A 25,024-nucleotide genomic window follows, 5' to 3' on the forward strand; every position below is an offset into this window, starting at 1 on the left:
GAGCGGTCAACGATGCGGACGGGTGGTTTGCCGTGTGGGGGCGCCCGGGAGCGGCACGCGGGCGATCGCGCCCTCGCGGCGGGCGGCCAGCCACGCGGTCGCCTGGGCGGCGGGCAGCGGGCGGCTGAGGACGTGGCCCTGGATGGCGTCGGCCCCCAGGCGCGCCAGCGCTTCCCAGGTGCCGTCGTCCTCCACGCCCTCGGCGACGACGCGCAGCCGCAGCGCGCGGGCGAGGGCGAGCGTCGTGGCGACGATCGCGGCCGCGTCCTCGTCGCCGGTCAACGCGGCGATCAGCGTGCGGTCGACCTTCAGCTCGGCCAGCGGCAGCCGCCGCAGGTGGTGCAGCGACGAGCGGCCGGTGCCGTAGTCGTCCAGCGCGATCGTCACGCCGCGGCGCGCGAGCGCGTCGAGCGTCGCGGTCGCGTCCCGCGCGCCGGCGGTCAGGGCGTCCTCGCGGACCTCCAGCGTCAGCGCGGTCGGCGGCAGGCCATGGGCGTCCAGCAGCGCCAGGACGTCGGCGGGCAGCGCGTCGTCGTGCAGGTCGCCCGGCGCGAGGTTGACCGCGACGGTCAGGTCGAGCCCCTCGGCGCGCCACGCCGCCAGCCGGCCCAGCGCGACGTCCAGCACCCGGCGCGTCAGGCGGCCCATCGCGCCCGAGCGCGCGGCCAGCGGCAGGAAGTCCGCGGGGACCAGCAGGCCGTTGACGGGATGGCGCCAGCGCACGAGCGCCTCCATCCCGACGACCCGCCCGAGCTGCGGGTCGGCCTTGGGCTGGAAGAAGACCTCGAGCTGGTCGCCGTCCAGCGCGTCGCGCAGCTGCTGGCCGAGCGCGAGGCGGTCGCGGGTGTGGAGGTCGCGTGCGGGGTCGTAGAGCGCGACGCCACCGCCCGCGCCCTTGGCCAGGTACATGGCGACGTCGGCGCGGCGCAGCAGCTCGCCGCCCTCGGTCGCGTGGTCGGGGTGCAGGGCGACGCCGACGCTGACGCCGACGTCGAGCGCCAGCCCGTCGATGGCGAAGGGCCGCGCGACCGCGTCGACGACCGTGGTCCCGGCGGCGAGCGCGGCCGCGCGATCGGCGCCCGGCGGCAGCAGGACGGCGAACTCGTCGCCGCCGAGACGGGCGATCAGCGCGTCGTCGCCGGCCAGCGCCTCGGTCAGCCGTCGGCCTACGAGCTGCAGCAGCGCGTCGCCCGCGGCATGGCCGAGCGTGTCGTTGAGCTCCTTGAAGCGGTCGAGGTCGAAGATCAACAGCGCGAACGGCAGGTCCTCGGCGTCGGCCTCGCGCAGCACGGCCTCCAGGCGGCGGTGGAAGTGGCGGCGGCTCGGCAGGCCGGTGAGCGCGTCGGTCAGCGACTCGTGGCGCGCCTCGGCCAGCAGCTGGTACTCGCGCAGCGTGATCGTCGTCCGGGCCAGCGCGACGAGCACGGCGGCGAGCGCCAGCACGACCGTGACGTCGTTGAGCGCCGTGACGTGGTCCAGCGCGAGCAGGCCCAGCGCGACGACGCTGAAGCCCGCGGGCAGCAGCAGGACGCGGACGCCGTCGGCCGTGACGGTCTGGTCGGCGTCGTGCGGCGGCGCCCACGCGGCGGCGGCCAGCAGGCCCAGGCCCGCGGGCCAGAACGCGGCGGCGAAGGGGATCTCCGCCGCCGCGGTGGTCGTCGTCGCCAGGTCCGCGACGAACCAGGCGAGCATCGCGCCGCCGAGCAGCAGCCAGCGGACGCCGGGGCGCCAGCCCGACATCGCGGCGATCGCGAGGATGACGACGACGAACGCCAGGTCGCCGAGCGGCCGTCCGCTCTGCACGAGCGCGATGCCCGCGGCCGCGAAGGTCAGCGTCGCGACGACGCCGTCCATCCACGTCGAGGCGGGCGCGCGCACGAACGACCGGCGCATCAGCCCGACGACCGTCACGCCGATCGCCGACGTGGCGGCCAGCCAGACCAGCTCGCTCGGCGTGCCGGTGGCCAGCGCGCCGGCCGCGGCGGTCCCCAGGCCGAGGGCCAGCGGCGTCCAGACGCGGCGCTCGCGCTCCACGGCGACGGCGCGCGCCGCGACGACCGCGGTCGCCAGGACCGCCGCCAGGCCGGGCGCCCACCGCCGGCCGACCGCGTCGGCGGCCAGCGCCACGACGACCACGGCGATGGCGCCGATCGCGATCCGCACCGCGACCCGCGTCCCCGTCGTGACCCCTGTGCCCGCCGAACGTCCCACAGCGGTCCCATCGACGGGGCTCCGGCACGCTTGACCAATCGCGCGCAGGTTCGACGGACCGCCCTGACGCACCGGCAGAGCGGGCCCACAACGTGCCCGAACCTCCACATCTCGCCGGGGAACTTGCGCCGGGCGTGCGCAAAGCCGTGCAGATCCGCGCAGGGTGTGGACAACCGCACCGCGCCCGTGGAGGCTGCACGAGCCCCGATGACCGACCGTCCCGATCCCTACCGGAGCGTGGCCCGCGAGCTGCTGTGCGTGCTGGCCGCCGAAGGTCGCCCCATGACCCTGCGCGAGCTGGATGAGCCCGGCCGCCTGGCGGGCGACGACGCCGCGTTCCAGCTGTCGGTCGCGCGCGTCGCCGGGTTCGTCCGCGCGGTCTCGGCGCCGGTCGGGCTGGGACCCATGCGCACCGAGCCGCGCTACCAGCCGACGACGCTCGGCTGGATGATCGCCCGCCGCACCTCGCGGGCGGGCGCGCTGGCCCGTCAGCTGCGCGCCGCCGAGGACGCCCCGTGGGCGCCCGAGGCGCGGGTCGCCTGAGCGCCTAGAGCGCGCCCGGCAGGTCGCCCGGCGTCCCGGACCTCGAGCGCCAGTGCTCGGGCAGGTCCGGGTGCTCCAGGAACAGCAGGTGGTCGTCGGTGCCGGAGGCGCCGACGGCGTCCCAGACGATCGTCAGCGCGTCGTCGAGGTCGTCGGCGTCGACGGTGACGGTGAACGCGCCGTCGGCGTCGGTGTCGGACACGCTCGCCTCGTCGGGCAGCGCGGAGGCCAGCTGGTCGTGGGCCTGCTCGTCGCGGGGCGTCCCGCCGTGCTGGGTGATCAGGCCGATCTCGTACTCGGGCATGAGGCCCGTTCTACTACCCGATCTTCGGCGAAGTCCACGGGGACGCCAGCCGCGTGGCCAGCAGACCGGGGAGGTCGTCGATCGCCACGCGATCCTGCGCCAGCGAGTCGCGGTCGCGGACGGTGACCGTGCGGTCCTCCAGGGACTGGTGGTCGATCGTCACGCACCACGGCGTGCCGATCTCGTCCTGGCGGCGGTAGCGCTTGCCGATCGAGCCGCCCTCGTCGTACTCGGTCTGCATCAAGGGCTTCAACGTGGCCTGGACCTCCTGCGCCAGCTCCGGCTGGCCGTCCTTCTTGACCAGCGGCAGGATCGCGACCTTCACCGGCGCCAGGCGCGGGTGAAGGCGCAGGACCGTGCGGACGTCGGGCTTCTCCGGCGTGCCGAGGTCCTCCTCGTCGTAGGCGTCGCAGAGGAACGCGAGCATCGAGCGGCCGACGCCCGCGGCGGGCTCGATGACGTGCGGGACGTAGCGGCGGCCGTCGGGCTCGACGACCTCGATCGGCTTGCCCGACCCGTTGCCGTGCGCGGTCAGGTCGAAGTCCCCGCGGTTGGCGATGCCCTCCAGCTCCGACCAGCCGATCGGGAAGAGGTACTCGACGTCGGCGGTGCCCGAGGAGTAGTGCGACAGCTCGTCGGCGTCGTGGTCGCGCAGGCGCAGGTGGTCGGTCCGGATGCCGAGGTTCGTGTACCAGTCGAAGCGCGCCTGCTTCCAGTGCTCGTACCACTCCGGCGCCTGCTCCGGCGGCACGAAGAACTCCATCTCCATCTGCTCGAACTCCAGCGTGCGGAAGATGAAGTTGCCGGGGGTGATCTCGTTGCGGAACGACTTGCCGACCTGCGCGATGCCGAACGGGGGCCGGCGGCGGGCGAAGCTCAGCACGGTCTTGAAGTCCAGGAAGATGCCCTGCGCGGTCTCGGGGCGCAGGAAGACGGTCTGGCCGCCGCCCTGCACGGGGCCGATCGAGGTCTGGAACATCAGGTTGAACTCGCGCGGCTCGGTCAGGTCGCAGTCGTCGGTCTGCCCCGGGAGCTGGGAGGGCTTGCGGCCGCAGCGGATCTCGGGCTGGGAGTCCGGGTCGGCGATGGCCTCGGCGAGGTGGTCGGCGCGGAAGCGCCTCTTGCAGGTCTTGCAGTCGACCAGCGGATCGGTGAAGCCCGCCAGGTGGCCGGAGGACTCCCACGTCTTGGGGTGCTGGATGATCGCCGAGTCCAGCGCGACGACGTCGTCGCGCTCCTGCAGCATCGCGTCCCACCAGGCGTCCACGACGTTGCGCTTGAGCAGCACGCCGTAGTGCCCGTAGTCGTACGTGTTGGCGATGCCGCCGTAGATCTCAGAGGCGGGGAAGATCAGGCCGCGGCGCTTGCACAGCGCCACGATCTTGTCCATCGTCACGACGTCCTGGGTGGGCACGCGCGCCACGTTACCCGAGCCCGACGGTCCATCCGTTTCCCGTCCTGCTGACGCTCCGGCGAATCGTTCGCCGGCACTCGTATACTGGGAGTGCCAATGCCCATCTACGAATACCGACGCCCGAACGGAACCACCTTCGAGGTCATGCAGCGCATGACCGACGACCCGCTGACGCACGACCCGGAGACGGGCGAGCCGGTCGAGCGCGTCTTCCACCCGGTCGCCGTCCACTTCAAGGGCAAGGGCTTCTACAACACCGACTACGGCACCAAGCGCCGCAACCGCGAGCTGCGCGAGTCCGCCGAGTCGGGCGCCGACAAGTACGAGGCCAAGCAGGCCGAGAAGAAGGCCGACGCCAAGAAGGCCGACGCCGCCAAGCCCGCCGCCGCCGCGAAGTCCGCCGACAAGAAGCCGGCGGACAAGAAGAAGTCCGCCAAGAAGTAGCCGCGCGGCGGTCCGGCGCATGCCGTGACGCCGTCCAGTGGTGTGGGGTTCGGCGAATGGGGGTAGAGGCCGTCGGCCGTTGCCCGCCCTCTCGAAGGAACCATGACGCCCATCTCCCCGCGTTCGGTGTCCGTCCCCACGAGCGTCGCGCTGCTCGCCGCTCTCGTGCTGCTCGCGCTGTCCGGCCCCGCGCCGGCGGCGAACCTGTCGGTCCACCCGATCCCGGCCGCCAACGCCAAGCCGGGGCAGATGATCGCCGGCCCTCACGGCTGGCTGTGGTTCACCGAGCCGGGCGTCGAGCACGAGGTCGGGGTCTTCGACCCGCACACCGGCGGGTTCGCGCGGATCGCGCTCCCGGCGGTCTCCGAGGCGACCGAGGACGAGGGCACCGTGCGCCTCGCGCAGGCCGCCAACGGCTACGTGTGGGTGCTCGACAACGGCGGCCAGGAGCTCTACCGGATCGACGCCGCCGGCAACGCGGCGCACGTCAAGCCCTACGGCAACCGCGGCCTCGACGGCGACTCGTCCTACGACGACGCGCTCTCGATGCCCGACCAGATCGTTCCCGCGGCGGGCGGCGGCGTGTGGACGCTGTTCTCCCATCACAACCCGAGCCTGCCGGGCAACGACTACAACGGCGCGACGATCGTCCGCGACGACGGGTCGCCCCAGCTCATGACCGCCGCGGCCTACGAGGATCCGCATCCGGGCGTCCTCGCGCCCGACGGCGCGCTGTGGATCGCCGACCACCAGAACGTCACCCGCGTCGGGCCCGACGGCGCGGTCGCCCGCTACCCGACCGGCCTCAACGCGCTCTACGCGGTCAGCGCGATCGTCATCGGCCCGGACGGCAACCCGTGGTTCTCCGCCTACGAGACGGGCAGCTGGTTCACGAGCGACGACGACGGCGTGATCGGCCACCTCGTCGGCGGCCAGGTCGCGCTCACGGCGACCAACGCCAAGGCCTCGCCGAAGTCGCTGGTCGTCGGCCCGGACGGCGCGCTGTGGTGGGCCGAGGCGCTGATCGCCCCCAACGCCGGCGACCCGCGCGGCGCGATCGGCCGCCTGGACCCCGCGACCGGCGCCGTCCAGGAGGGCGCGCTGGGCAACTACCGCCCGTCCGCGCTCGCCTTCGCCGACGACGGCACGCTGTGGTTCGCGGACCCCGACGCGAACGCCATCGGCGGCGTCGCGGTCGACGGCGCGCTGTTCCCGGTCCCGTCGCCGCCCCCGGTCCCGTCGCCGGCTCCGGTCCCGGCCCCCGCCCCGGCGCCGACGCCCAAGAAGCCGTCGACCCATCCGTCGGTGGCGTCGACCCGGCTGCGCGTCAGCAAGCATCGCGTCGCGGTCTCCGTGGCGTGCCCGAAGGCGGCCAAGTCCACCTGCCAGGGAACGCTCCGGCTGCGCACCGCCGCCAAGGTCAAGCTCAAGGGCCACAACCGCAAGGCGATCGCCACCGTCTCGAGCACCGGGCACTACAAGGTCAAGCCGGGGCACAAGGCGACCGTGCGCCTCACGCTCAGCAAGACGGGCAAGGCGGTCGTCCGCCACGGCCGCACGACCAAGGTCACCGTCGAGCTGATCCCCAAGGGCGCCAAGAAGCCGGTCGCGACCAAGAAGGTCGCGCTGCGCGGCTAGCTGTTCTGCCTCGGGTCGTTCCGAACGCGGGTGATGGGCGGCCGGTTTGAGAGCGAGCTGTGGTTTCGCTCGTTGTTGTAGTGGTGCAGCCAGTGTGGCAGTGCTGCTGCTCGTGCGTCGCTTGAGCGGTAGCGCTGCCCGAGGCCCCATTCGCGTTTGAGGGTCTGCTGGTAGCGCTCCACCTTGCCGTTGTGGCGCGGGGTGCGGGGCTTAATGGTGCGGTGGCGGATCCCGTGGGCGGCAAACAACGCGGCCAGGGCGTTGTTGTTGGTGTAGGTCCAGGCGTTGTCGGTCTGCCAGCGCTCGATGACGATGCCGTGGCCGGCAAAGAACGCGATCGCGCGCTGGGTGAAGCCCAGGACGGTGGCGGCCTTCTCATCTGAGTGCAGCTCGGTGTAGGCCAGGCGGCTGTGATCGTCGATCGCGCTGTGGGCGAACTCATAGCCGACCTTCTCGCGCTTCTGAGCAGCGGTCCTGAAGCGGTCGCCGGTGACCGCGTGTCCGGGCGAGGAGAACCGCGCAAAGCGCTTGACGTCGTTTTGGATCAACGCCCCGGGACAGGGCCACTCAAAGCGCTGGACGGCCTCTCGCGGCGCCTTGGGCATCCGAGAGATTCCGCGCCGGCTCAGACAGCGCGAGACCGTCGCGTGAGCCAGCCCGAGTTCTGAGGCGATCAACCGCGGCCCCCAACCCGTGCGTAACCGGGCCTCACAGACCAGGTCGCAGACCTCGACGCTGGTTCGTGTCGGCTGTCGATGCGGCGTCGAGGACCGATCCTGCGCCCAAGCGCCCGAAGCCCGCTCAGACTCCGAGGCCTGGCGATAGCGATCGATCCAGAACTGAACCGTCGAAACCGAGACTCTGCGCCACTCGGCGGCCTGCCGTCGAGAGTGTCCTTCAACAAGGCATTTCTCGACCAACTCAACACGCTGCCAACTGGGCAGCCACCTACGCTTGTCGGGCATCCGGGCTTGAGACCTCCAACGGCCATGGATCTGTGAGAGGACCCACAGCCTCGGCCTCAACCCGGATGCATCAACCCCCGTCAGCCGTTCGAAACGTCCCGAGGCACGTCAACTAGCCCTTCAGGAAGCGCTGGACCGCGCGCTGCTTCTCGGCGTCCGAGACGTGCAGGCCGGCGCCGCCGTCGGGCGCCGTCTCGGGACCGTCGGGCTTGAGGACGCGCGGGGTCGGCGAGCCGGAGGTCGAGAGCGCGCCGAAGAGGCCCAGGAGCGTCGGCCCGGACATGTCGGAGCGCAGGGCCTTGGGCGTGTTCCAGGCGATCCAGGGCAGGCGGAAGAACGCGCCCGGCGAGACGAGCCGGGACTTCATCGCGCTGAGGATCTTCTGCTGGCGGCGGGCGCGCGTCAGGTCGTTCTCGGCCGGGTTGCAGAGGTTCTTGCGCGTCCGGGCCAGCGCGAGCGCCTGCTTGCCGTCGATGTGGCTCTTGCCCTTCTTCAGGCGGAGCGTGTAGCCGCCGTTCTTGTAGCCGCCGTTGATCTTCGACACGACGCAGCCGCCGTCGTAGGTGATGCCGCCCATCGCGTCGATGAGGTCCGGGAAGTTCTCGAAGTTGACCTCGATCAGGTGGTTGACCTTGAGGCCGAGGTAGTTCTCGATCGTCTGGGTCGCCAGCGCGGCGCCGCCGAACGCGTAGGCGGCGTTGATCTTGTTGGCGCCGTGGCCGGGGATGTCGACGATCGTGTCGCGCGGGATCGACAGGCGCGCGTTCTTGCCGCCGCCGACGCGCATCAGCAGGATCGAGTCGCTGCGGCCGGTGCCGGACGTCTCGGCGCCGGGCTCCTTGGAGCCCTTCGGGCGCGTGTCGGATCCGAGCACGAGCACGGTGTTGGGACTGGTCAGCGGGAAGCCGGCGCCGCCCAGCGCGACCTTGCCGCTGAGCTCGCCCTGGCGCAGCTGGGCGCTGATCAGGAACAGGACGAGGCTCAGGCCCAGCCAGCCGATCGCGGCCAGGACCAGCCACTTGACGACCCGGCCGACGCTGATCGGCCCGCGGAGGCCTCGGCGCCGGCGCCCCGGGAACGGGATGCGCGGCAGGCGGCGTCCCGGGCCGCCGGGGCCGCCGGGGCCGCCGGGCCCGTCCGGGCCCTCGGGACCGCCGGGGCCGTCGCCACCGCGGCGCCCGGGCGCCGCGGTGAGGTCGTCCAGCAGCGACTCACCGTCTTTCGGACCGCGTCGGAGGAACGACGGGGCCGCGCGGTACTTCGTGTACTCGGGTGGGTCGGAGTGGGTCGGCAATTCAGGCAGATAGGGTGACGCGCATGTCCGCCGGGTGCGTGATCGGAGTGGATCTCGGGGGCACCAAGTTGCTCGCGGGCGTCGTCGAGCCCGACTTAGAGGTGCGCCACCGCGTCTTCCGGCTGGCACGCGAGGGTAGGGGGTCCGAGGAGCTCCTGGAGCAGTTGGTGGCCGCCGTGCAGGAAGTCCGCGTCGCCGCGGGCCGCGAGCTGCTGGCCGTGGGCTTCGGGATCCCGTCGCTGGTCGATGTCCGCACCGGCGTCGCCGCGACCACCGTCCACCTGCCGCTGCGCGACGTCCCGTTCCGCGACGTGATGGCGGAGCGCCTGGGCGTCCCGGTGGTCGTCGACAACGACGCCAACGCGGCGATGACCGCCGAGCACTGGGTCGGCGCGGCCAAGGGGACGACCACCGCGGCGCTGCTGACGCTCGGGACCGGGATCGGCGGCGGGATCGTCGTCGACGGCCAGGTCGTGCGCGGCGCCTGCGGCGGCGCCGGCGAGTGGGGCCACATGGTCATCGAGTCCGACGGGCCGCTGTGCACGTGCGGCAACCGCGGGTGCCTGGAGCAGTTGGTCAGCGGCTCGGCCCTGGGGCGCGCCGCGCGCAAGGCGGCCGACGAGCTTCCGGACTCGGGCTTCGGCCGTGCCCGCCGGGCCGGTCGCGAGATCACCGGCGCGCTGGCCACCGAGCTGGCCCACGACGGCGATCCGGTCGCGCGTGACGTCGTCGCATCCATGGGCCACTACCTGGGGATCGGCCTGGCGAACGTCGTCAACGTCATCAACCCCGAGGTGATCGTGGTCGGCGGCGGGGTGATCGCGGCGGGCGAGCTGCTGCTGGCGCCGGCGCGGCGCGTGGTGGCCGAGCGGGCGCTGGCGCCCTCGCGCGATCAGGTGCGCATCGTGCCGACCCGGTTCGGGGACGCGTCGGGGATGGTCGGCGCGGCGCTGCTGGCGATGGACGCGGTGGGGATGGGGCCGGCATGAGCGGGATGCTGGTCGTGTGCCCCACACCGATCGGCAACCTGGAGGACGTGACGCTGCGGGTGCTGAGCGCGCTGCGGTCGGCGGACGTGGTGGCCTGCGAGGACACGCGCCGGACGCGGGTGCTGCTGGACAAGTACGGCGTCTCGGCCAAGACCGTCAGCTACCACGAGCACAACGAGGCGGCGCGGGCGAGCGAGCTGGTGGCGCGGATGCGGGAGGGGGAGACCGTCGCGCTGGTCAGCGACGCCGGCATGCCGCTGGTCAACGACCCGGGCTTCCTGCTGGTGCAGGCCTGCGTGGCGGCGGGGATCGGCGTCGAGGTCCTGCCGGGGCCGTCTGCCGCGCTGACCGCTCTGGTCGCGTCCGGGCTGCCCGCCACGACGTGGCGCTTCGCCGGGTTCCTGCCGCGCAAGCGGGGAGAGCTGGAGACCCTGTTCCGGGGCGCGGCCGAGACGCTGGTGGCGTTCGAGTCGCCGCGGCGCCTGGCGGCGTCGCTGGAGGTCCTGGCGGCGGTCGACGGGCAGCGTCCGGTGGCGGTCTGCCGCGAGCTGACCAAGGTCCACGAGGAGATCGCGCGGGGCACCGCATCGGAGCTGGCCGCCCGGTACGCCGCCGAGGAGCCACGCGGGGAGATCGTCGTCGTGATCGGCGGGGCGCCCGCCGACGACGTCGACCTCGGCCCGGCGCTGGACGCGCTCCGCCGGCTGGTGGACGCGGGCGCCAAAGCGCGCCCGGCGGCGGCGGTGGTAGCCGAGCTGACCGGCGCCGGCGCCAACGCGCTGTACCAGGCGCTCCACGAGCGCTGAGGGCGGGACCTCCGGGGCCGCCCGCAGGGTTCGGGGCGGGCCGCAGGGTCCGGGGCGCGATCCGGGTCACTGCGAACGTCATATGCGCGTCGGAAGTGACCCGCATCTCCGATCGCTCGGCCACGACGCGGGGTCGACGCCGGGTCGGACCACCACAGCCTCGTCGCTCTCGCCCACCACGCCCGGTGCCCCCGAGCCGTCACGACTTCGCAACGCCCTGCGGAGAACCCGCACCGCTTCCGTCACGACCCCGCGTCTCCCCGCCTCCCGCCGCCGTTTCGCGCCTACGGTCGCTCGCGTGTCCCGCATGGTGCCCCTGATCGCGACCGTCCTGCTCGCCCTTCTCGCCTCCGAGCAGGCGGTCGCCTCGGGGCGCTGGCGCCGGCCGCTCCCGGGAGGGGCGATCGCGCGACCGTTCACCTACGAGCGGTCCGCGCCGTTCGCGGGCGGCCGGCGCCGGGGCATCGACGTCTCGGGTTCTCCGGGCGCGCGGGTGGGTGCGGTCTGCGGTGGCGTGGTCGCCTACGCCGGTCGCGTCCCGCGTTGGGGGCGCGGGGTGACGCTGCGCTGCGCCGACGGGCTGGTGGCGACCGAGCTGGGCCTCGCGTCGTCGACGGTCGGCCGCGGCGCCCGCGTGCTGCCCGGGGCGACGCTGGGCCACCTGGCAGCGGTCGGGGTGCTGCGCGTCGGCGCCCGCCGCCCGGGCGATCGGTTCGGCTACGTGGACCCCGCGCGCCTGTTCGGCGAGGACGAGGCGCCGCCCGGCGTGGCGCCGCCGGCGTCGCCCTCGCGGCGCGCGCGGAGGACGCGACGCCCAGCGCCCGCGGCGCGTCCGGTCGTCGTGCCGCGGGCCGGCGCGACGCCCGCGCCGGCCCGCCCGCCGCTGCCGATCCTCGCCGGCGCCGGGCTGCTCGCGCTGGCCGCGGGCGGCGGTGTCGTCGGGCAGCGCCGCGTCCGGCGGCGCCCGGCCCCTGAGTGGGCGGCCGTCCAGCGATAGCGTTAGGCCCCCGATGTCCTTCTACGTCACGACGCCCATCTACTACGTCAACGCCGCGCCCCACCTCGGGCACGCGTACACGACCATCGCCGCCGACGTGATGGCGCGTCATCACCGCCAGCGTGGGGAGGACGTGTTCTTCCTCACCGGGACCGACGAGCACGGCGAGCCGGTCGCGCTGGCCGCCGAGGCCGCGGGCGTCACGCCGCGCGAGCTGGCCGACAAGAACGCCGAGCGCTTCAAGGCGCTGGCGCCCGTCCTCAACGCCACCAACGACTTCTTCATCCGGACCTCGGATCCCGAGCACGTCAAGGCCGTCCAGGACGTCCTGACCAAGGTGAAGGACAACGGCTACGTCGAGCTGGGCCTGTACGAGGGCTGGTACTGCCCGCGCTGCGCGGACTTCAAGTCGGAGTCCGAGATCGTGGACGGCAACCGCTGCCCGATCCACCTCATCGAGCTGACCTGGGAGCAGGAGGAGAACTACTTCTTCAAGCTCTCGGCCTTCCAGGAGCGCCTGGAGGCGCTCTACGCCGAGCAGCCGGGCTTCGTGACCCCGCAGTCGCGCTACAACGAGGCGTTGTCCTTCATCAAGTCCGGGCTCAACGACGTCTCGCTCACGCGCGGCAAGTTGACCTGGGGCGTCCCGGTGCCGTGGGACGAGGGCCACGTCTTCTACGTGTGGTTCGACGCGCTGCTCAACTACTACACCGCGCTCACCTACGCACGGCCCGGCGAGGACCTGCGCGACACGTTCTGGCCGGCGCAGCGCCACCTGATCGCCAAGGACATCCTGAAGTTCCACACGGTGTTCTGGCCGGCGCTCCTGATGGCCGCCGACCTGCCGCTGCCCGAGAACGTCTTCGTGCACGGCTACCTCCTGATGGAGGGCCACAAGATGTCCAAGTCGCTGGGCAACGTCCTGGACCCGTTCGAGGTCATCGACAAGTTCGGCTCGGACGCGCTGCGCTTCTACCTGCTGCGCGACGTCTCCTTCGGCCAGGACGGCTCGGTCTCCACCGAGGACTTCGAGAAGCGCTACGAGTCCGAGTTGGCCAATGACTACGGCAACCTCGCGAGCCGCACGATCAAGATGCTGCTGCGCTACCGCGACGGCGACGTGCCGCAGGTCGACCTGGACCCGGCGATCGCCGCGGAGTTCGACGGCCTGGTCGAGCGCGTGTCCGAGCTGATCGGCGCGGGCGAGCTGACGCAGGCGCTGGAGGAGGTCTGGGTGCGCGTGCGGCGCCTCAACGCCTACGTCGGCGAGCAGGAGCCGTGGAAGCTCGCCAAGGACGAGGCGCGCACCGCGGACCTGGAGCGCACGCTGGCGACGTTGGCCGAGGGCATCCGCGTCGTGACGGTCCTGCTGCACGCGTGGATCCCGGACCGGGCCGACCGGCTGCTCGCCGCGCTGGGGGCGGGGGAGATCGCTGACGACCGCGCTCCCGCGCTGGCCATCGACACCGCCCGCTTCGGCGCCGCGCCGCCGACGGCCGTGACCGACATCGACCCGCTGTTCCCCAAGCAGGCGCCGGCCCCGGCCGCGTGATCGACTCACACACCCACCTGGACTCCTGCGGGGCGGGCGGGGGACCGTCTCCCGCCGAGCTGGTCGGGGCGGCGCGCGACGCGGGCGTCACGCGGATCCTCACGGTCGGCCAGGACGCGGCCACCGGCGAGGCGGCGCTGGCGGCGACGCGCGCGTTCCCGGGGACCGTCTACGCGGCGATCGGCCACCACCCCAACCACGCGACGGGGTTCGGCGACGCGGAGCTGGCGGCGATCGCCCGCCTGGCTCAGGACCCGGCGTGCCGCGCGATCGGCGAGACCGGCCTCGACGACTTCCGCGACTACGCGCCGCGCGCCGACCAGGAGCGCGCGTTCCACGCGCAGATCGACCTGGCGCGCGAGCTGGACAAGCCGCTGGTCATCCACACGCGCGCGGCCGACGACGACACGATCGCCACGCTGCGCGACCGCGCCGCCGGGCTGAAGGTGATCCTGCACTGCTTCTCGATGCCCGACCGCCTGGACGAGTGCCTGGGCGAGGGCTGGTTCATCTCCTTCGCCGGCAACGTCACCTACCCCAAGAACGGCGACCTGGCCGCGGCGACCGAGCGCGTGCCCGACGACCGCATCCTCGTCGAGACCGACGCGCCCTACCTGACGCCCCAGCCGCATCGCAAGCACCGCAACCAGCCGGCGTTCGTGACCGAGACCGCGCGGTTCGTCGCCGACCGGCGTGGGCAGAGCTACGCCGACCTGGAGGCGGTCGTGGAACGCAACGCGGCCGGGCTCTTTCAGTGGTGACCGACGAACCCAGCCAGCCGAGCCTGCGCCGGATGCGCGCCTTCGCGGTGCGCCCCAAGCGCGACCTCGGCCAGAACTTCCTGATCGACTCCAACATCTTGGGCGTCATCGAGCGGGCGGCCGAGCTGGGGCCCGACGACGTCGTGCTGGAGATCGGCGGCGGCCTGGGCGTGCTCTCCGAGCACCTCGCGCAGCGGGCGCGGCATACGCACGTCGTCGAGGTCGACCGCTCGCTGGAGCCCGCGCTGCGCGAGGCGCTGGAGCCCTTCGGCGACGCCGCGACGCTGCACCTCGGCGACGCGCTGCAGCTCGACTACCCGGCGCTGGACCCGGTGCCGACCAAGGTGGTGGCCAACCTCCCGTACGGGATCGCGGCGACCGCGATCCTCGACACGATCTTCGCGCTGCCGGCCGTGACGCGCTGGGTGGCGATGGTGCAGAAGGAGGTCGGCGAGCGCTTCGCGGCGTCCGCCGGGACGGCCGTCTACGGCGTGCCGTCCGTGCTCGCCCAGCTGGCCTGCGACGTCCGTGTCCATCGCTCGGTCTCGCGCACGGTCTTCCACCCGGTGCCCAACGTGGACTCCGTGTTGGTGTTGTTGACGCGCACCGGCCCGGCGCCGCCGCCCGCGCTGCGCGCGCTCGTCCAGGGCGCGTTCGCCCACCGGCGCAAGGCGCTGCCCAGATCGCTCCAGCTGCACACCGGCGACAAGTCGCTGCGCGACCGCGCCCGCGCCGCGCTCGCCGAGCTGGGCCTGCCCGAGGACGCGCGCGCCGAGCGCCTGACGCCGAACGAGTTCCGCAAGTTGGGGGAGTTGATCGCGCGATGAGGCTGGAGACGCGCGCGCCCGGCAAGATCAACGTCTGCCTGTTCCTCGGCCCGACGCGCGAGGACGGTCGCCACGAGCTGGTGTCGGTCATGCAGTCGGTGACGCTCGCCGACCGGCTGCGCCTGGAGGAGCTGGACGGCGACGGCGATGGGGCGAGCCCGGACCCCGCCGCGTTCGACGTCGTCGACTGCCCCGGCGTCGAGGGTCCCAACCTGGTGTCCACCGCGCTCGAGCGCTTCCGCCAGGCCACGCGCTGGGGCGGCGGCCCGGTGCGGATCTCGATCGACAAGCGCCTGCCGGTCGCGGCCGGGATGGCGGGCGGCAGCGCCGACGCCGCCGCCGCCCTGCGCCTCCTGGCGCGCGCGTCCGGGATCGAGGATCCCGAGCTGCTGCACGACATCGCGGTCGGCCTGGGCGCCGACGTCCCCGCCCAGGTGCTGCCCGGGCGCGTCCTGGCGACCGGGGCGGGGGAGGTCGTCGAGCGGATCCCGGGCGTGACGCGCTACGGCGTGCTCGTCGTGCCCTCCGACCGGCAGCTCTCGACGCCCGAGGTCTTCCAGGAGGCCGACCGGCTCGGCCTGCCTCGCGACGCCCAAGGCCTCCGAGAAGCGCTGGACGCCGTTCGCGCCGGCCTGCCCGACCTGCCCGACGCGCTGTGCGTCAACGAGCTGCAGCCCGCGGCGCTCAGCCTGCTGCCCGAGCTGGAGGGGACGCTGGAGCGCGTCCGCGACGCCGGCGCCGACGTGGCGATGGTCAGCGGCTCGGGACCGACCGTGCTCGGCCTCTTCCACGACCGCTCCGCCGCCAAGGCGGCGCGCGACGCGCACTTCCCCGGCTGCAAGGTCGCCAAGCCGGTCGGCCCGCACGGCGGCGAGGTGCTGGCGTCATGAGCCGCCGCGCGCTCCCGCCCGCCCGCCGCGAGGCGTCCTCCGCCCACCGCGCGCACCCGCCCGCCCGCCGCGAGGTGCCGGCCTCTTGAAGCCGGGCCCGATCGCCGCGGCGGTGCTGCTCGCCGCCTTCCTCGTCCTGCGCCGTCGCAAGCTCGAGCCCACGCTGAAGATCGGCGGCGCGATCGTCGTCGTCGGCCTGCTGATCTACGGGTCCGGGCTCATCCAGCTGCCCGACTTCAAGAAGATCGTCGAGGACGCGGGCAACAAGCTCGGCAACTGGACCTACCTCGTCGTCGGCGTCATGGCGTTCTTCGAGACCGGCGCGTTCGTCGGCCTGATCGCGCCCGGCGAGACGTTCCTGATCTTCGGCGGCGTCGTCGCCGGGCAGGGGACGATCAGCCTCGTCCTGCTCATCGCGATCACGTGGGCGTGCGCGGTGCTCGGCGACCTGGCGTCCTACTACGCGGGTCGCAAGCTCGGCCGCGCGTTCCTGATCAAGCACGGGCCGAAGGTGCAGATCACCGAGGAGCGCGTCCACCAGGTCGAGGCGTTCTTCGACCGCCACGGCGGCAAGGCGATCTTCCTCGGGCGCTTCGTCGGGCTGGTGCGCGCGGTCAACCCGTTCCTGGCGGGATCCAGCCGGATGCCGATGCGGCGCTTCCTGCCCTACGACGTCGTCGGCGCGGGCGCGTGGGCGACGATGCTGCTGGTCCTCGGCTACGTCTTCTGGCAGTCCTTCGACCAGGTCCTGCACTACGCCGAGCAGGGGACGCTCGCGCTCGGCACGACGATCGTCGTCCTCGTCGCGCTGGTGTGGGGCTACCGCCACTACCGCGTCGAGGAGAACCGCGAGCGGACCGTCGCCTGGATCGACGCGCAGCTCGACCGTCCGGCGCTGCGGCCGGTGGCGGCGGTCGTCCGGCCGGTCGCGCGGTGGGCGAAGGGGCCGCTGCGGTTCTTCTGGAACCGGATCACGCCCGGCCAGCTCGGGCTGGAGCTGACGACGCTGCTGGCCTTCGCGGCGGTCGGGTCGTTCGCGTTCCTGGGCAACGCGATCGAGCTCGACCACAAGGACCTGCTGACCGGGGACAAGACCGCGTTCCGGTGGGCCGACAAGATCCGCTCCGACACGCTCGACCATGTCGCGAAGGTCCTCACCCACCTCGGGTCGCTGACCGTCGTGCTGATCGGGCTCGTCGCGACGCTCGCCGTGCTGCTCACGCGCCGGCGGATCAACGAGGCGGTCACGCTCGCCGGCGGCATGCTGCTCACCTACGTCGCCGTGCACGTCGCCAAGGACGTCGTCGACCGTCCCCGTCCCGAGGGCGCGCTGGTGTCGACCGACGGCATGAGCTTCCCGAGCGGCCACGCGGCCTACGCGTTCGCCTGGATCGCGATGGCGGTCGTGCTGACCCGGACGCTGCCCGGCCTGGCGCGGACGACGGCGGCGATCGTCGTCGCGGTCGTGGTCGCCGTCGTCGTCGGCCTGACGCGGATCTACCTGCGCGCGCACTTCCTCTCCGACGTCGTCGGCGGGTGGGGCCTGGCGGCGACGACGTTCTCGCTCTGCGGCATGGCGGGGCTGGTCGTCGCCTTCCTGCGGCACAATGGCTCGCGCACGTGAGCAACACCGAGATCACCTATCTCGTCGGCGCCTGCTGCACGGTCTTCGCGCTGGCGGCCTACGTCGCGTTCATCCTCGTCCCCGCCTGGACGGCCTATTCGCGCGTCTGGCAGCGCATGGCCGCGGCCGTGCTGTCGCTCTACGTCCTGGCCGCCTTCGTCGGCGTCGGGGTCGCGGGCGGCGCGGCGATCGTCTGGTTCTGGGACCGGATCGGCTTCTAGCTCCGCCGTCGATCCTCGCCCGCGTGGTTCGGCGGCGCGGACGTTCGGGGCCGTAAACTCCAGGGCATGTCCAGCCCGGCTCCGAGGACGCCGGCCGGAACCGACCTCGAGGCCCTGGATGCCGTCACCGACGCCGTCGCGTCCGGCGCCGGGCTTCCCGAGGTGGTTCGTGCCGCGTCCCGCGCGCTCGACGACGCGAGCCTCGCGCTGACCGACCGGTCCGGCGCGGTGCTGGCCGTGGCGGCCCGATCGACCACCGACGAGCGGACGCTGCTCGCCGACGCCGAGGACGTCGAGGTCCACGAGCTGCGGGTCGCCGACGAGGAGGTCGGCCGGCTGCGGATCCGCTTCCGCGCCGACGGCGACGGCCCGTCGCCGATGGTCCTGCGGCTGGTCCTGACGCTCGTGGCCTCCGAGGTCCAGCGCGTGCGCGCGCCCGCTCGCGCCTCGGAGCGCGCCGTCACCGACTTCCTGCACGACCTGCTCAACCGGCGCCTGGCCGACGGCGCCGAGATCGTCGCGCGCGCCGACGAGCTGGGCGTCGACCTCCGCGACGGCGCCGCGATCGTCGTCGTCCGCGCCCAGCTGCACGTGGCCTCCGAGGAGGGCTGGCGCGAGCGCGTCGTCAGCGTCGCCGAGCGCGGCGCCCGCGCCGCGGTCCCGGCCGCGCTGACGACGTCCTCCGGGCGGCCCGAGGCCGTCGGCTCCGAGGTCGTCGTGCTCGTCCCCGGCGCCGACCCCGAGGCCGCCGAGCGCGCGGCCGACGGCATGCTCAAGGAGCTGACCGCCTCGCTGCCCGGCCATCGCTTCGCGCTCGGCCGCAGCCGCCTGGCGACCGATCCCGCCGACCTGCCGCGGGCCGGCAACGAGGCGCTGCTGGCCGCCAACGTCGCCGAGGGCGACGTCACGCCGCGGGACGACGACGCGCCCAACGCGCGCGTCATGGCCTTCGACGACACCGGCGCCTACCGCCTGCTGCTCTCCGCGATGAGCGAGGACCCGGCCGAGCTGCAGCGCTTCTACGCCGAGACGATCGAGCCGCTGGTCGCCTACGACGAGCAGTACGAGACCGACCTCGTCGTCACCGTCGAGGCGTTCCTCGACGCCGACGGCAACGTCGCGGGCACCGCGTCGCGCCTGTTCACCCACCGCCACACGATCCGCTACCGGCTGGAGCGCGTGCGCGAGCTGTCGGGCCTGGATGTCGGGTCCACCGACGGCCGCGAGAAGCTCAGCCTCGGGCTGAAGGCGATGCGCGTCCTGGGCATCGCGGCGCGTGGCGGCCCCGCCACCGAGCAGGGCGCCGGCGGCGGCCGGGTCCCGCGACGCGGCTGAAGCCACTCGGCGCGGCGCCGCGCGGCGCCGCACGCCGAGCCCCCTCGCGGGCCCACGCACAGGCTTGTGGAGGTTTGGCACCAGGCACCATGAGCGTTTACGCGCCAACTAGGACCGGAATCGGTGCACGGAGACGCCGAAACCGATGAAGTCCCCGGAATTCCGAGCGGACATGGGGTGCAGACCCCACTTGAGTCCCAGGCCTCCCGCGCCGAAACCTAGGAGCGAGGGAGCCGTCCGGCACCCTCGGATGAACTCCCTCCCCACATGAAGCACCGCACCCACGATCATCTCTTCGCCGCCGCGGGGGTCACCGCGGCCCTGTCCCTGATTGGCACCGGCGCCACGGTCCTGAAGGGTTCGGTCTTCCACTTCGACCACTGGCCGCTGGTGGCCGGGGACGCGTCGCGCGCCACGTCGCTGCCGACCGCCCCGATCGCCGCGCCCGAGCAGATCGCGGCCGCGCCGGGCTCACGTGAGGCGCTGCTGGCGGGCGCCACGCGCGTCGGCGGCACCGCGGCGCTGCTCCCGGGCCTGGGCGGCCCGACGGGGATCACGGCCGTCGGCGTGACGATCCCGGCCGGGAGCCTCGTGCCGAGCACCACGACGGCCGGCGGCCTCGGGACGCTCGGCGCCGGTGGCACGTCGTCCACCTCCAGGTCCTCCTCGTCTTCCTCCTCGTCCTCGATCGTCGCCGGCCGCGACGGCTCCGGCTACTCGCTGGGCTCCGCGCCGAGCAGCACGGTCGACGGCACGCGCGACCCGGCCTCGTCCTCGACGGGCACCACGGGCGGCGGCTCGACGACGGCCGGCAGCACGCGCACGGCCGGCGGGATCGACACCGACGGCGACGGCATCCCGGACGCCTGGGAGAGCAACCACGGCACGCCGGTGACGCCCGACGCCACCGGCAGCGGCAGCGGCGGCACGTCGACCGTCGCCCGCAACGCCCCGAGCGCGTTCACGACGGTCGACCCGCCGGTCGTCGTGACGCCGCCCGCCGACCCGCCGAGCGACCCGCCGCCCGCCTCGGGCGACGGCGGCACGACGCCGAGCGACCCGGGCGACACCACGCCGACGCCGACCGACGACAACCCGCCGGCGACCGACCCGCCGCCGGCGAGCGATCCGGCGCCGGCCGATCCCGCGCCGCCGGCCAGCGATCCGGCTCCCGCCGACCCGGCCCCGCCGGCCAGCGATCCGGCGCCGGCCGACCCGGCCCCGCCGGCGAACGATCCGGCGCCCGCCGACCCGGCCCCGCCGGCCGACCCGGCGCCCGCCGGACCCGCACCCGCCCAGCAGGACCAGGCGCCCGCCGCCGCGCCCGCCGCCGCCCCCGCGGCGGACGCCAACGCCGCGGTCCCGTCGTCGGCGCAGTAGGCGGCTTCGTAGGATCCCGGTCCTATGCGGATCGGGATCATCACGGGCTCGGGCACCTACGCGCTGCCGGACTTCGACGGCGCGACCCCGCGCGAGGTCGCCACGGAGTGGGGCTCGACGACGGTCACCGAGGGGCGCTTCGCGGGCCTCGACGTCCTGCACGTCTCGCGCCACCTGCCGGGCCATCCGCGGCTGTCGCACCAGGTCACCCACCAGGCGAACATCGCCGCGCTGCGCGACCTCGGCGCCGACGCGATCGTCGCCGTCACGGTCTGCGGGGCGGTCGACCCGACGGTCCCGCTCGGCTCGCTGATCGTCTTCGACGACCTGCACTTCCTCGTCAACCGCCTGCCCGACGGCTCGATCTGCACGCTGCACACCGAGCCCGGGCGGTCCGGCCGCGCGCACTGGGTCTTCGAGAGCCCGTTCAGCGCCGGGATCCGCGGCGCGCTGCTGGAGGGCGCGGCCGAGGCCGGCCTGACCGCGCGCGACGGCGGCTGCTATGGCCACGTCGACGGCCCGCGCTTCAACACGAAGGCCGAGATCCGGTCGCTGGCCGCCGTCGGGGTGACCGCCGTGTCCCAGACCGCGGGTCCGGAGACCGTGCTGTGCGGCGAGGCCGAGATCCCGTTCGGGCTGATCGGCTACGCGACCGACTACGCCAACGGCGTCATGGACGAGCCGACGCCGGTCGAGACGCTCGTCCGGCTCGTCGACGAGTCCGCGGGATCGTTCGCCCAGGTGCTGACCGCCGCGCTGCCCAAGCTGGCGGCCGCCGACCTGACGCCGGTGGGGTCGCATTTCCGCTTCGACTGAGCCGGTCGCGCCGCGGGTCGTCGTGCTCGACGCGCTCGCGGCGCCGCGCGCGCCGGAGCTGGGCGACGACGCCGAGCTGGACCGCTGGCTGCGCGAGCACGCGCTCGCCTGGGCGCGGAAGGCGGGCGGCGGGGCGCCGCCGCTGGAGCTGACGAGCGCGGACGCGCTGGCGGGCGCCCTGGACGGCTACGGCGGCCCGCTGATCCTCGTCGCGCCCGACGTCCCCGCGCTGGGCGACCACCATCTCGACGCCGCGCGCGACGACCTCGCCGCCGGCGTCCTGCTCAGCAGCGCGGCGACCGGCGACGGCACGCCGTTCCTGATGGTGTTGAGCGCCGCCGACCCCGAGCTGCTGAGCGCGGTCGGCGCGTCGTTCAACGACGTGCTCAGCCTGGCCGCGGCCCGCGGGGGCGAGCTGGGGATGATCCGTGCCGAGCGGCGGCTGTCGACGCCCGGCGACGTCCGTGCGCTGGTCGTGGACCCGCTGACGCCGCCGGCGCTGCGAGCGCTGCTGCCGGGCGGGCCCGCCTAGCGCCGACCGAGGCTGGGGGGCAGGGACTCGAACCCCGGATCCCAGGACCAAAACCTGGTGTGTTGCCAGCTACACCACCCCCCAACGGGCGCTGCGGTTCCATCATGACGCACCCAGGGACGCTCCAGGCACCGTCGACACTAGCCTTCCGGCCTGTGACCTCCTTCACCGCCGTCGTGATGGCCGCCGGACAGGGAACGCGGATGCGCTCCGCCACGCCCAAGGTCCTGCACGAGATCTGCGGACGGCCGATGGTCGCGTGGCCGGTCGTCGCCGCGCAGGCCGCGGGCGCGAGCCGTGTCGTGGTCGTCAGCTCGCCGGACGTCGACCTGTCGGCCGCGCTGCCGGAGGGCACCCGGACCGCGACGCAGCCGGTCCCCGACGGCACCGGCGGCGCGGTCCTCGCCGCGCTGCCCGAGACGGAGCCGGGCGCGCCGGTCGTCGTCCTCTCCGGCGACGTCCCGCTGGTCTCCGCGGAGGCGATCCAGGAGCTGGTCGCCGCGCACGTCGACTCCGGCGCCGCCGCCACGATGGCGACGACGATTCCCGCCGACCCGTCCGGCTACGGCCGGGTCGTCCGCGACGCCGTCGGCCACGTCGAGAAGGTCGTCGAGACCAAGGCCGACGGCGACGCGACCGCCGACGAGCTGGAGATCCGCGAGATCAACACGGGGATCTACTGCTTCGACCACGGCGCGCTGGCCGACGCCCTGCCGCGCGTCGGCACCGACAACGCGCAGAACGAGAAGTACCTGCCCGACGTCCTCGCGCTGCTGCGCGACGACCGCCGCATCGTCGCCGCGCACATCGTCGACGACCCCGCGCTCGTGCTCGGCGTCAACGACCGTGTCCAGCTCGCCGACGTCACCGCGCTGGCCCAGCGCCGGATCCTCGAGCGCCACATGCGCAACGGCGTGACGATCGTCGACCCGGCCTCGACGCACATCGGCGCCGAGGTGACGATCGGCCAGGACACGACGATCGAGCCCGGCACGACGATCAACGGCGCGACGGAGATCGGCGCAAATTGCGTGGTCCGCCACTCCTACGTCGACCAGGCGATCCTGGAGGACGGGGTGTCGGTCGGCCCGTTCGCCTACCTGCGCCCGGGCACGATCCTGCGGGCCAAGGCGAAGGCCGGGACGTTCGTGGAGATCAAGAACTCCGACATCGGCGAGGGCACGAAGGTCCCGCATCTGAGCTACATCGGGGACGCGGACGTCGGGCCGGGCACGAACCTCGGTGCCGCCACGATCACCGCCAACTACAACGGCAAGACCAAGGCCAAGAGCCGGACGACGATCGGCGCGAACGCCAAGACGTCCGTCGACACCACCCTGGTCGCGCCGGTTATCCTCGGCGACGGCGCGTTCACCGCCGCCGGGTCGGTCGTGACCAACGACGTCCCGCCCGGCGCGCTGGCGGTCGCCCGCGCCCGGCAGCGCAACGTCGACGGCTACGCGGACCGCGATTAATCCGAGAGGGTCACAGTCTCAGTGGGCACGAGCATCCAACTGCCGCTCAGGGCGTCGTCGGGCGGCGGCACTACCATCCAGGCCGACGTGAGCAGCCCCACGCGGACGATGCCGGTGGCCACGAGCCTTCCGATCGACTACGACAAGCGTCTGATGCTGTTCTCGGGGCGCGCGAACCCCGAGCTGGCGGCGAAGATCGGCAGCAAGCTCGGCGTCGACCTCGGCCCGATCACGCTCAAGACCTTCAAGAACGGCGAGGTCTACTGCCGCTACGAGGAGTCGATCCGCGGCGCGGACGTCTTCCTCATCCAGCCGATCTGCGGCAACCCGGAGACGGGCATCAGCACCAACGACGCGCTGATGGAGCTGCTGGTGATGATCGACGCGGCGATCGGCGCCTCCGCTCACCGCGTCATCGCGGTCACGCCGTGGTACGGCTACTCGCGCCAGGACAAGAAGTCCGCGCCACGCGAGCCGATCAGCGCGCGCCTGGTGGCGCGGATGCTCGAGGCCGCGGGCGCCGACCGCGTGCTGACGATGGACCTCCACGCCGGCCAGGTCCAGGGCTTCTTCAACATCCCGGTCGACCACATGACCGCGTTGATGATGTTGACCCAGCACTTCGACGACATGCAGCTCAACGACCTCGTCGTCGTCGCGCCGGACGCGGGCCGCGTCAAGTTGAACAAGAAGTTCGCGTCGAAGATCGGGGCCGAGCTGGCGATCCTCGACAAGGAGCGTCCGGCCCAGCAGGTCGCCGTGATCGGCTACGTGATCGGCGACGTCAAGGGCAAGACCGCGGTGATCGTCGACGACATGATCGACACGGCCGGCACGCTGAAGGCCGCCGCGCACACGGTCCGCGACGAGGGCGCCGAGCGCGTCTTCGCCGCCGCGACGCACCCGGTCTTCAGCGGCAACGCCTATGAGAACCTCGTCGAGGCCGGCTTCGAGAAGATCGTCGTCACCGACACGATCCCGCTACGCCCCGGCGCGCCGGACAACATCCAGGTGTTGAGCTGCGCCGACCTGCTGACCGACTCGATCCGCCGGATCTTCACCGACGACTCGGTGTCCGAGGTCTTCGGCGGCGAGAACCAGCTGTTCTGAGCCGCTGACCAGCACCGCCGCAGCGCTGTTGCAGGACCGCCTCGGGCTCTCCGACGACGAGCTGCTGACGGCGCTCGGCGCGCACCCGCTGGAGCTCATCGGCGGGGACCTGGACCACAAGCCCCAGCTCCCGATCCTGCTGACGCTGACGCAGGAGGCGGCCGACCGGGCAGGCGAGGGCGTCCTCCGGCGCTGGGTGCGCGCGAGCGGCCGCCACGGGCGGCCGATCGACCTGCTGATGGGCCAGGACTACGGGGCGTTCGAGGATGCCCTGGAGGACCTGCGGGAGCGAGGGTTCGTGGTGAGGGCGTCGGCGGGGCGTTAGGGGGCGCTGCGGCGTTTTGTGGCGTCCGGCGCGGGTTCGTGTTGGCGCTGCGGGGCGCTGGTGGGTATCGCATTGAGAGCGGCGGGCAGGGGTTGGTGGTGCCGGCGTTTGTTCGTCTGCCGTGGTGGTGTGGGGCGGGTGCCTGCGCCGCTGCGGGGCCTGGTGCAGGGACTCGCATCCAGACCTGAATCCGGGCGAGGGTGGCGCACCCTCCACCCCGCATCGATGGCAGCCCGGGGGCGCCCGGCGCCCCCAAAGTGCCACTGATCCGCCGAGGTCGGCGCCCTTGGGCGACCAACGGCGTCTTCGTGTTCCTCGGCGACACGAAGACGCCCTCGGTGGGACCGAGGGCGAGACCGGCGCTCCCCCGGAGACCGATGGCAGCTCGGGGGCGCCCGGCGCCCCCGAAGTGCCATCGATCCGCCGAGGTCGGCGCCCCCGGGCGACCAACGGCGCCTTCGTGTTCCTCGGCAACACGAAGGCGCCGTCGGTCGGCCCACGACGGGGCTCGATGGCCGCCGGACGCCTGCGGCGACCCCGAGGGGCGTCGCCGGTCGACGGTTCGCAGGGA

The 25,024-nt window shown here is 73.4% G+C and carries 24 protein-coding genes and 1 tRNA gene; 19 read left to right on the forward strand and 6 right to left on the reverse strand.

The window, feature by feature from the left end:
- Positions 1–6 precede the first annotated feature (6 nt).
- Positions 7–2,163 carry a putative bifunctional diguanylate cyclase/phosphodiesterase gene (locus tag VFG42_RS00555; RefSeq protein ID WP_324904110.1) on the reverse strand — a complete coding sequence of 719 codons (2,157 nt, stop codon included), beginning with the start codon at positions 2,161–2,163 and terminating at the stop codon, positions 7–9.
- 255 nt (positions 2,164–2,418) lie between these two features.
- Here VFG42_RS00555 and VFG42_RS00560 point away from each other — a divergent pair, with 255 nt between their 5' ends.
- Positions 2,419–2,754, forward strand: coding sequence for a hypothetical protein (locus tag VFG42_RS00560; RefSeq protein ID WP_324904113.1), 336 nt, complete (start codon positions 2,419–2,421; stop codon positions 2,752–2,754).
- A 4-nt stretch (positions 2,755–2,758) separates the two neighbouring features.
- On the opposite strand, the gene VFG42_RS00565 is transcribed toward VFG42_RS00560, so the two are convergent.
- Positions 2,759–3,058: a hypothetical protein gene (locus tag VFG42_RS00565; protein ID WP_324904115.1), complete on the reverse strand. Its 300-nt coding sequence runs from the start codon at positions 3,056–3,058 to the stop codon at positions 2,759–2,761.
- 13 nt (positions 3,059–3,071) lie between these two features.
- Positions 3,072–4,448: a glycine--tRNA ligase gene (locus VFG42_RS00570; protein WP_349260364.1), complete on the reverse strand. Its 1,377-nt coding sequence runs from the start codon at positions 4,446–4,448 to the stop codon at positions 3,072–3,074.
- A gap of 120 nt (positions 4,449–4,568) precedes the next feature.
- Here VFG42_RS00570 and VFG42_RS00575 point away from each other — a divergent pair, with 120 nt between their 5' ends.
- Positions 4,569–4,916: an FmdB family zinc ribbon protein gene (locus tag VFG42_RS00575; protein WP_324904119.1), complete on the forward strand. Its 348-nt coding sequence runs from the start codon at positions 4,569–4,571 to the stop codon at positions 4,914–4,916.
- A 102-nt stretch (positions 4,917–5,018) separates the two neighbouring features.
- On the forward strand, positions 5,019–6,554 hold the full coding sequence (locus VFG42_RS00580) for a virginiamycin B lyase family protein (RefSeq protein WP_324904121.1): 1,536 nt from the start codon (positions 5,019–5,021) through the stop codon (positions 6,552–6,554).
- Here the strand turns inward: VFG42_RS00580 and VFG42_RS00585 are convergent.
- Together VFG42_RS00585 and VFG42_RS00590 are read right to left on the reverse strand one after the other, a co-directional pair.
- On the reverse strand, positions 6,551–7,519 hold the full coding sequence (locus VFG42_RS00585; protein ID WP_324904123.1) for an IS481 family transposase: 969 nt from the start codon (positions 7,517–7,519) through the stop codon (positions 6,551–6,553). The genes VFG42_RS00580 and VFG42_RS00585 overlap by 4 nt on opposite strands.
- Before the next feature lie 112 nt (positions 7,520–7,631).
- Positions 7,632–8,813 (reverse strand): LCP family protein, encoded by a 1,182-nt coding sequence (locus tag VFG42_RS00590; RefSeq protein WP_324904125.1) that lies wholly within the window; start codon positions 8,811–8,813, stop codon positions 7,632–7,634.
- A gap of 23 nt (positions 8,814–8,836) precedes the next feature.
- On the opposite strand from VFG42_RS00590, the gene VFG42_RS00595 reads away from it, so the two are divergent.
- The 13 genes from VFG42_RS00595 to VFG42_RS00655 all read left to right on the forward strand — a co-directional run bounded on the left by VFG42_RS00595 (position 8,837) and on the right by VFG42_RS00655 (position 21,543).
- Positions 8,837–9,802, forward strand: a complete 966-nt coding sequence (locus VFG42_RS00595) for an ROK family protein (protein WP_324904127.1) — start codon at positions 8,837–8,839, stop codon at positions 9,800–9,802.
- Entirely contained in the window at positions 9,799–10,608 is an 810-nt protein-coding gene (rsmI, locus tag VFG42_RS00600; protein ID WP_324904130.1) for a 16S rRNA (cytidine(1402)-2'-O)-methyltransferase, read from the forward strand. Before VFG42_RS00595 ends, rsmI begins: the two co-directional genes overlap by 4 nt.
- A 307-nt stretch (positions 10,609–10,915) precedes the next feature.
- Positions 10,916–11,605: a M23 family metallopeptidase gene (locus tag VFG42_RS00605; RefSeq protein WP_324904156.1), complete on the forward strand. Its 690-nt coding sequence runs from the start codon at positions 10,916–10,918 to the stop codon at positions 11,603–11,605.
- Positions 11,606–11,618: 13 nt separating this feature from the next.
- Positions 11,619–13,157, forward strand: coding sequence for a methionine--tRNA ligase (metG, locus tag VFG42_RS00610; protein ID WP_324904132.1), 1,539 nt, complete (start codon positions 11,619–11,621; stop codon positions 13,155–13,157).
- A complete protein-coding gene (locus VFG42_RS00615; protein ID WP_324904134.1) occupies positions 13,154–13,918 on the forward strand; it encodes a TatD family hydrolase in 765 nt (254 codons plus the stop codon). Before metG ends, VFG42_RS00615 begins: the two co-directional genes overlap by 4 nt.
- Entirely contained in the window at positions 13,915–14,745 is an 831-nt protein-coding gene (gene rsmA / locus VFG42_RS00620; protein WP_324904136.1) for a 16S rRNA (adenine(1518)-N(6)/adenine(1519)-N(6))-dimethyltransferase RsmA, read from the forward strand. Before VFG42_RS00615 ends, rsmA begins: the two co-directional genes overlap by 4 nt.
- Positions 14,742–15,635: a hypothetical protein gene (locus tag VFG42_RS00625; RefSeq protein WP_324904138.1), complete on the forward strand. Its 894-nt coding sequence runs from the start codon at positions 14,742–14,744 to the stop codon at positions 15,633–15,635. Before rsmA ends, VFG42_RS00625 begins: the two co-directional genes overlap by 4 nt.
- A gap of 85 nt (positions 15,636–15,720) precedes the next feature.
- Entirely contained in the window at positions 15,721–17,259 is a 1,539-nt protein-coding gene (locus VFG42_RS00630; protein ID WP_324904140.1) for a bifunctional DedA family/phosphatase PAP2 family protein, read from the forward strand.
- The gene (locus tag VFG42_RS00635; protein ID WP_324904142.1) at positions 17,256–17,480 is read left to right on the forward strand and encodes a hypothetical protein; all 225 of its coding nucleotides are present in this window, start codon (positions 17,256–17,258) and stop codon (positions 17,478–17,480) included. Before VFG42_RS00630 ends, VFG42_RS00635 begins: the two co-directional genes overlap by 4 nt.
- 66 nt (positions 17,481–17,546) lie before the next feature.
- The gene (locus VFG42_RS00640) at positions 17,547–18,815 is read left to right on the forward strand and encodes a PucR family transcriptional regulator (protein ID WP_324904144.1); all 1,269 of its coding nucleotides are present in this window, start codon (positions 17,547–17,549) and stop codon (positions 18,813–18,815) included.
- A gap of 267 nt (positions 18,816–19,082) precedes the next feature.
- Positions 19,083–20,195, forward strand: a complete 1,113-nt coding sequence (locus tag VFG42_RS00645; protein ID WP_324904146.1) for a hypothetical protein — start codon at positions 19,083–19,085, stop codon at positions 20,193–20,195.
- A gap of 24 nt (positions 20,196–20,219) precedes the next feature.
- Positions 20,220–21,011, forward strand: a complete 792-nt coding sequence (locus tag VFG42_RS00650) for an MTAP family purine nucleoside phosphorylase (RefSeq protein ID WP_324904148.1) — start codon at positions 20,220–20,222, stop codon at positions 21,009–21,011.
- A 22-nt stretch (positions 21,012–21,033) separates the two neighbouring features.
- Positions 21,034–21,543 carry a hypothetical protein gene (locus VFG42_RS00655; RefSeq protein ID WP_324904150.1) on the forward strand — a complete coding sequence of 170 codons (510 nt, stop codon included), beginning with the start codon at positions 21,034–21,036 and terminating at the stop codon, positions 21,541–21,543.
- A gap of 12 nt (positions 21,544–21,555) precedes the next feature.
- On the opposite strand, the gene VFG42_RS00660 is transcribed toward VFG42_RS00655, so the two are convergent.
- Positions 21,556–21,627 (reverse strand) — tRNA-Gln (locus VFG42_RS00660).
- 71 nt (positions 21,628–21,698) lie between these two features.
- Here VFG42_RS00660 and glmU point away from each other — a divergent pair.
- The 3 genes from glmU to VFG42_RS00675 all read left to right on the forward strand — a co-directional run bounded on the left by glmU (position 21,699) and on the right by VFG42_RS00675 (position 24,453).
- The gene (gene glmU, locus VFG42_RS00665; protein ID WP_324904152.1) at positions 21,699–23,018 is read left to right on the forward strand and encodes a bifunctional UDP-N-acetylglucosamine diphosphorylase/glucosamine-1-phosphate N-acetyltransferase GlmU; all 1,320 of its coding nucleotides are present in this window, start codon (positions 21,699–21,701) and stop codon (positions 23,016–23,018) included.
- Between the two features lie 132 nt (positions 23,019–23,150).
- Positions 23,151–24,128, forward strand: coding sequence for a ribose-phosphate pyrophosphokinase (locus VFG42_RS00670; RefSeq protein ID WP_349260365.1), 978 nt, complete (start codon positions 23,151–23,153; stop codon positions 24,126–24,128).
- A 28-nt stretch (positions 24,129–24,156) separates the two neighbouring features.
- Positions 24,157–24,453, forward strand: coding sequence for a hypothetical protein (locus tag VFG42_RS00675; protein ID WP_324904154.1), 297 nt, complete (start codon positions 24,157–24,159; stop codon positions 24,451–24,453).
- The last annotated feature ends 571 nt before the right edge of the window (positions 24,454–25,024 follow it).

It is taken from the genome of Baekduia sp., assembly GCF_035685985.1.
Taxonomy (GTDB): domain Bacteria; phylum Actinomycetota; class Thermoleophilia; order Solirubrobacterales; family Solirubrobacteraceae; genus Baekduia.

Bases quoted from the DNA above. Each gene is read 5' to 3' on its own strand.
- VFG42_RS00560 (WP_324904113.1), top strand. From the start codon at position 2,419: ATGACCGACCGTCCCGATCCCTACCGGAGCGTGGCCCGCGAGCTGCTG.
- VFG42_RS00565 (WP_324904115.1), bottom strand. From the start codon at position 3,058: ATGCCCGAGTACGAGATCGGCCTGATCACCCAGCACGGCGGGACGCCC.
- VFG42_RS00570 (WP_349260364.1), bottom strand. From the start codon at position 4,448: ATGGACAAGATCGTGGCGCTGTGCAAGCGCCGCGGCCTGATCTTCCCC.
- VFG42_RS00575 (WP_324904119.1), top strand. From the start codon at position 4,569: ATGCCCATCTACGAATACCGACGCCCGAACGGAACCACCTTCGAGGTC.
- VFG42_RS00580 (WP_324904121.1), top strand. From the start codon at position 5,019: ATGACGCCCATCTCCCCGCGTTCGGTGTCCGTCCCCACGAGCGTCGCG.
- VFG42_RS00585 (WP_324904123.1), bottom strand. From the start codon at position 7,519: ATGCCCGACAAGCGTAGGTGGCTGCCCAGTTGGCAGCGTGTTGAGTTG.
- VFG42_RS00595 (WP_324904127.1), top strand. From the start codon at position 8,837: ATGTCCGCCGGGTGCGTGATCGGAGTGGATCTCGGGGGCACCAAGTTG.
- rsmI (WP_324904130.1), top strand. From the start codon at position 9,799: ATGAGCGGGATGCTGGTCGTGTGCCCCACACCGATCGGCAACCTGGAG.
- VFG42_RS00605 (WP_324904156.1), top strand. From the start codon at position 10,916: ATGGTGCCCCTGATCGCGACCGTCCTGCTCGCCCTTCTCGCCTCCGAG.
- metG (WP_324904132.1), top strand. From the start codon at position 11,619: ATGTCCTTCTACGTCACGACGCCCATCTACTACGTCAACGCCGCGCCC.
- VFG42_RS00625 (WP_324904138.1), top strand. From the start codon at position 14,742: ATGAGGCTGGAGACGCGCGCGCCCGGCAAGATCAACGTCTGCCTGTTC.
- VFG42_RS00640 (WP_324904144.1), top strand. From the start codon at position 17,547: ATGTCCAGCCCGGCTCCGAGGACGCCGGCCGGAACCGACCTCGAGGCC.
- VFG42_RS00645 (WP_324904146.1), top strand. From the start codon at position 19,083: ATGAAGCACCGCACCCACGATCATCTCTTCGCCGCCGCGGGGGTCACC.
- VFG42_RS00650 (WP_324904148.1), top strand. From the start codon at position 20,220: ATGCGGATCGGGATCATCACGGGCTCGGGCACCTACGCGCTGCCGGAC.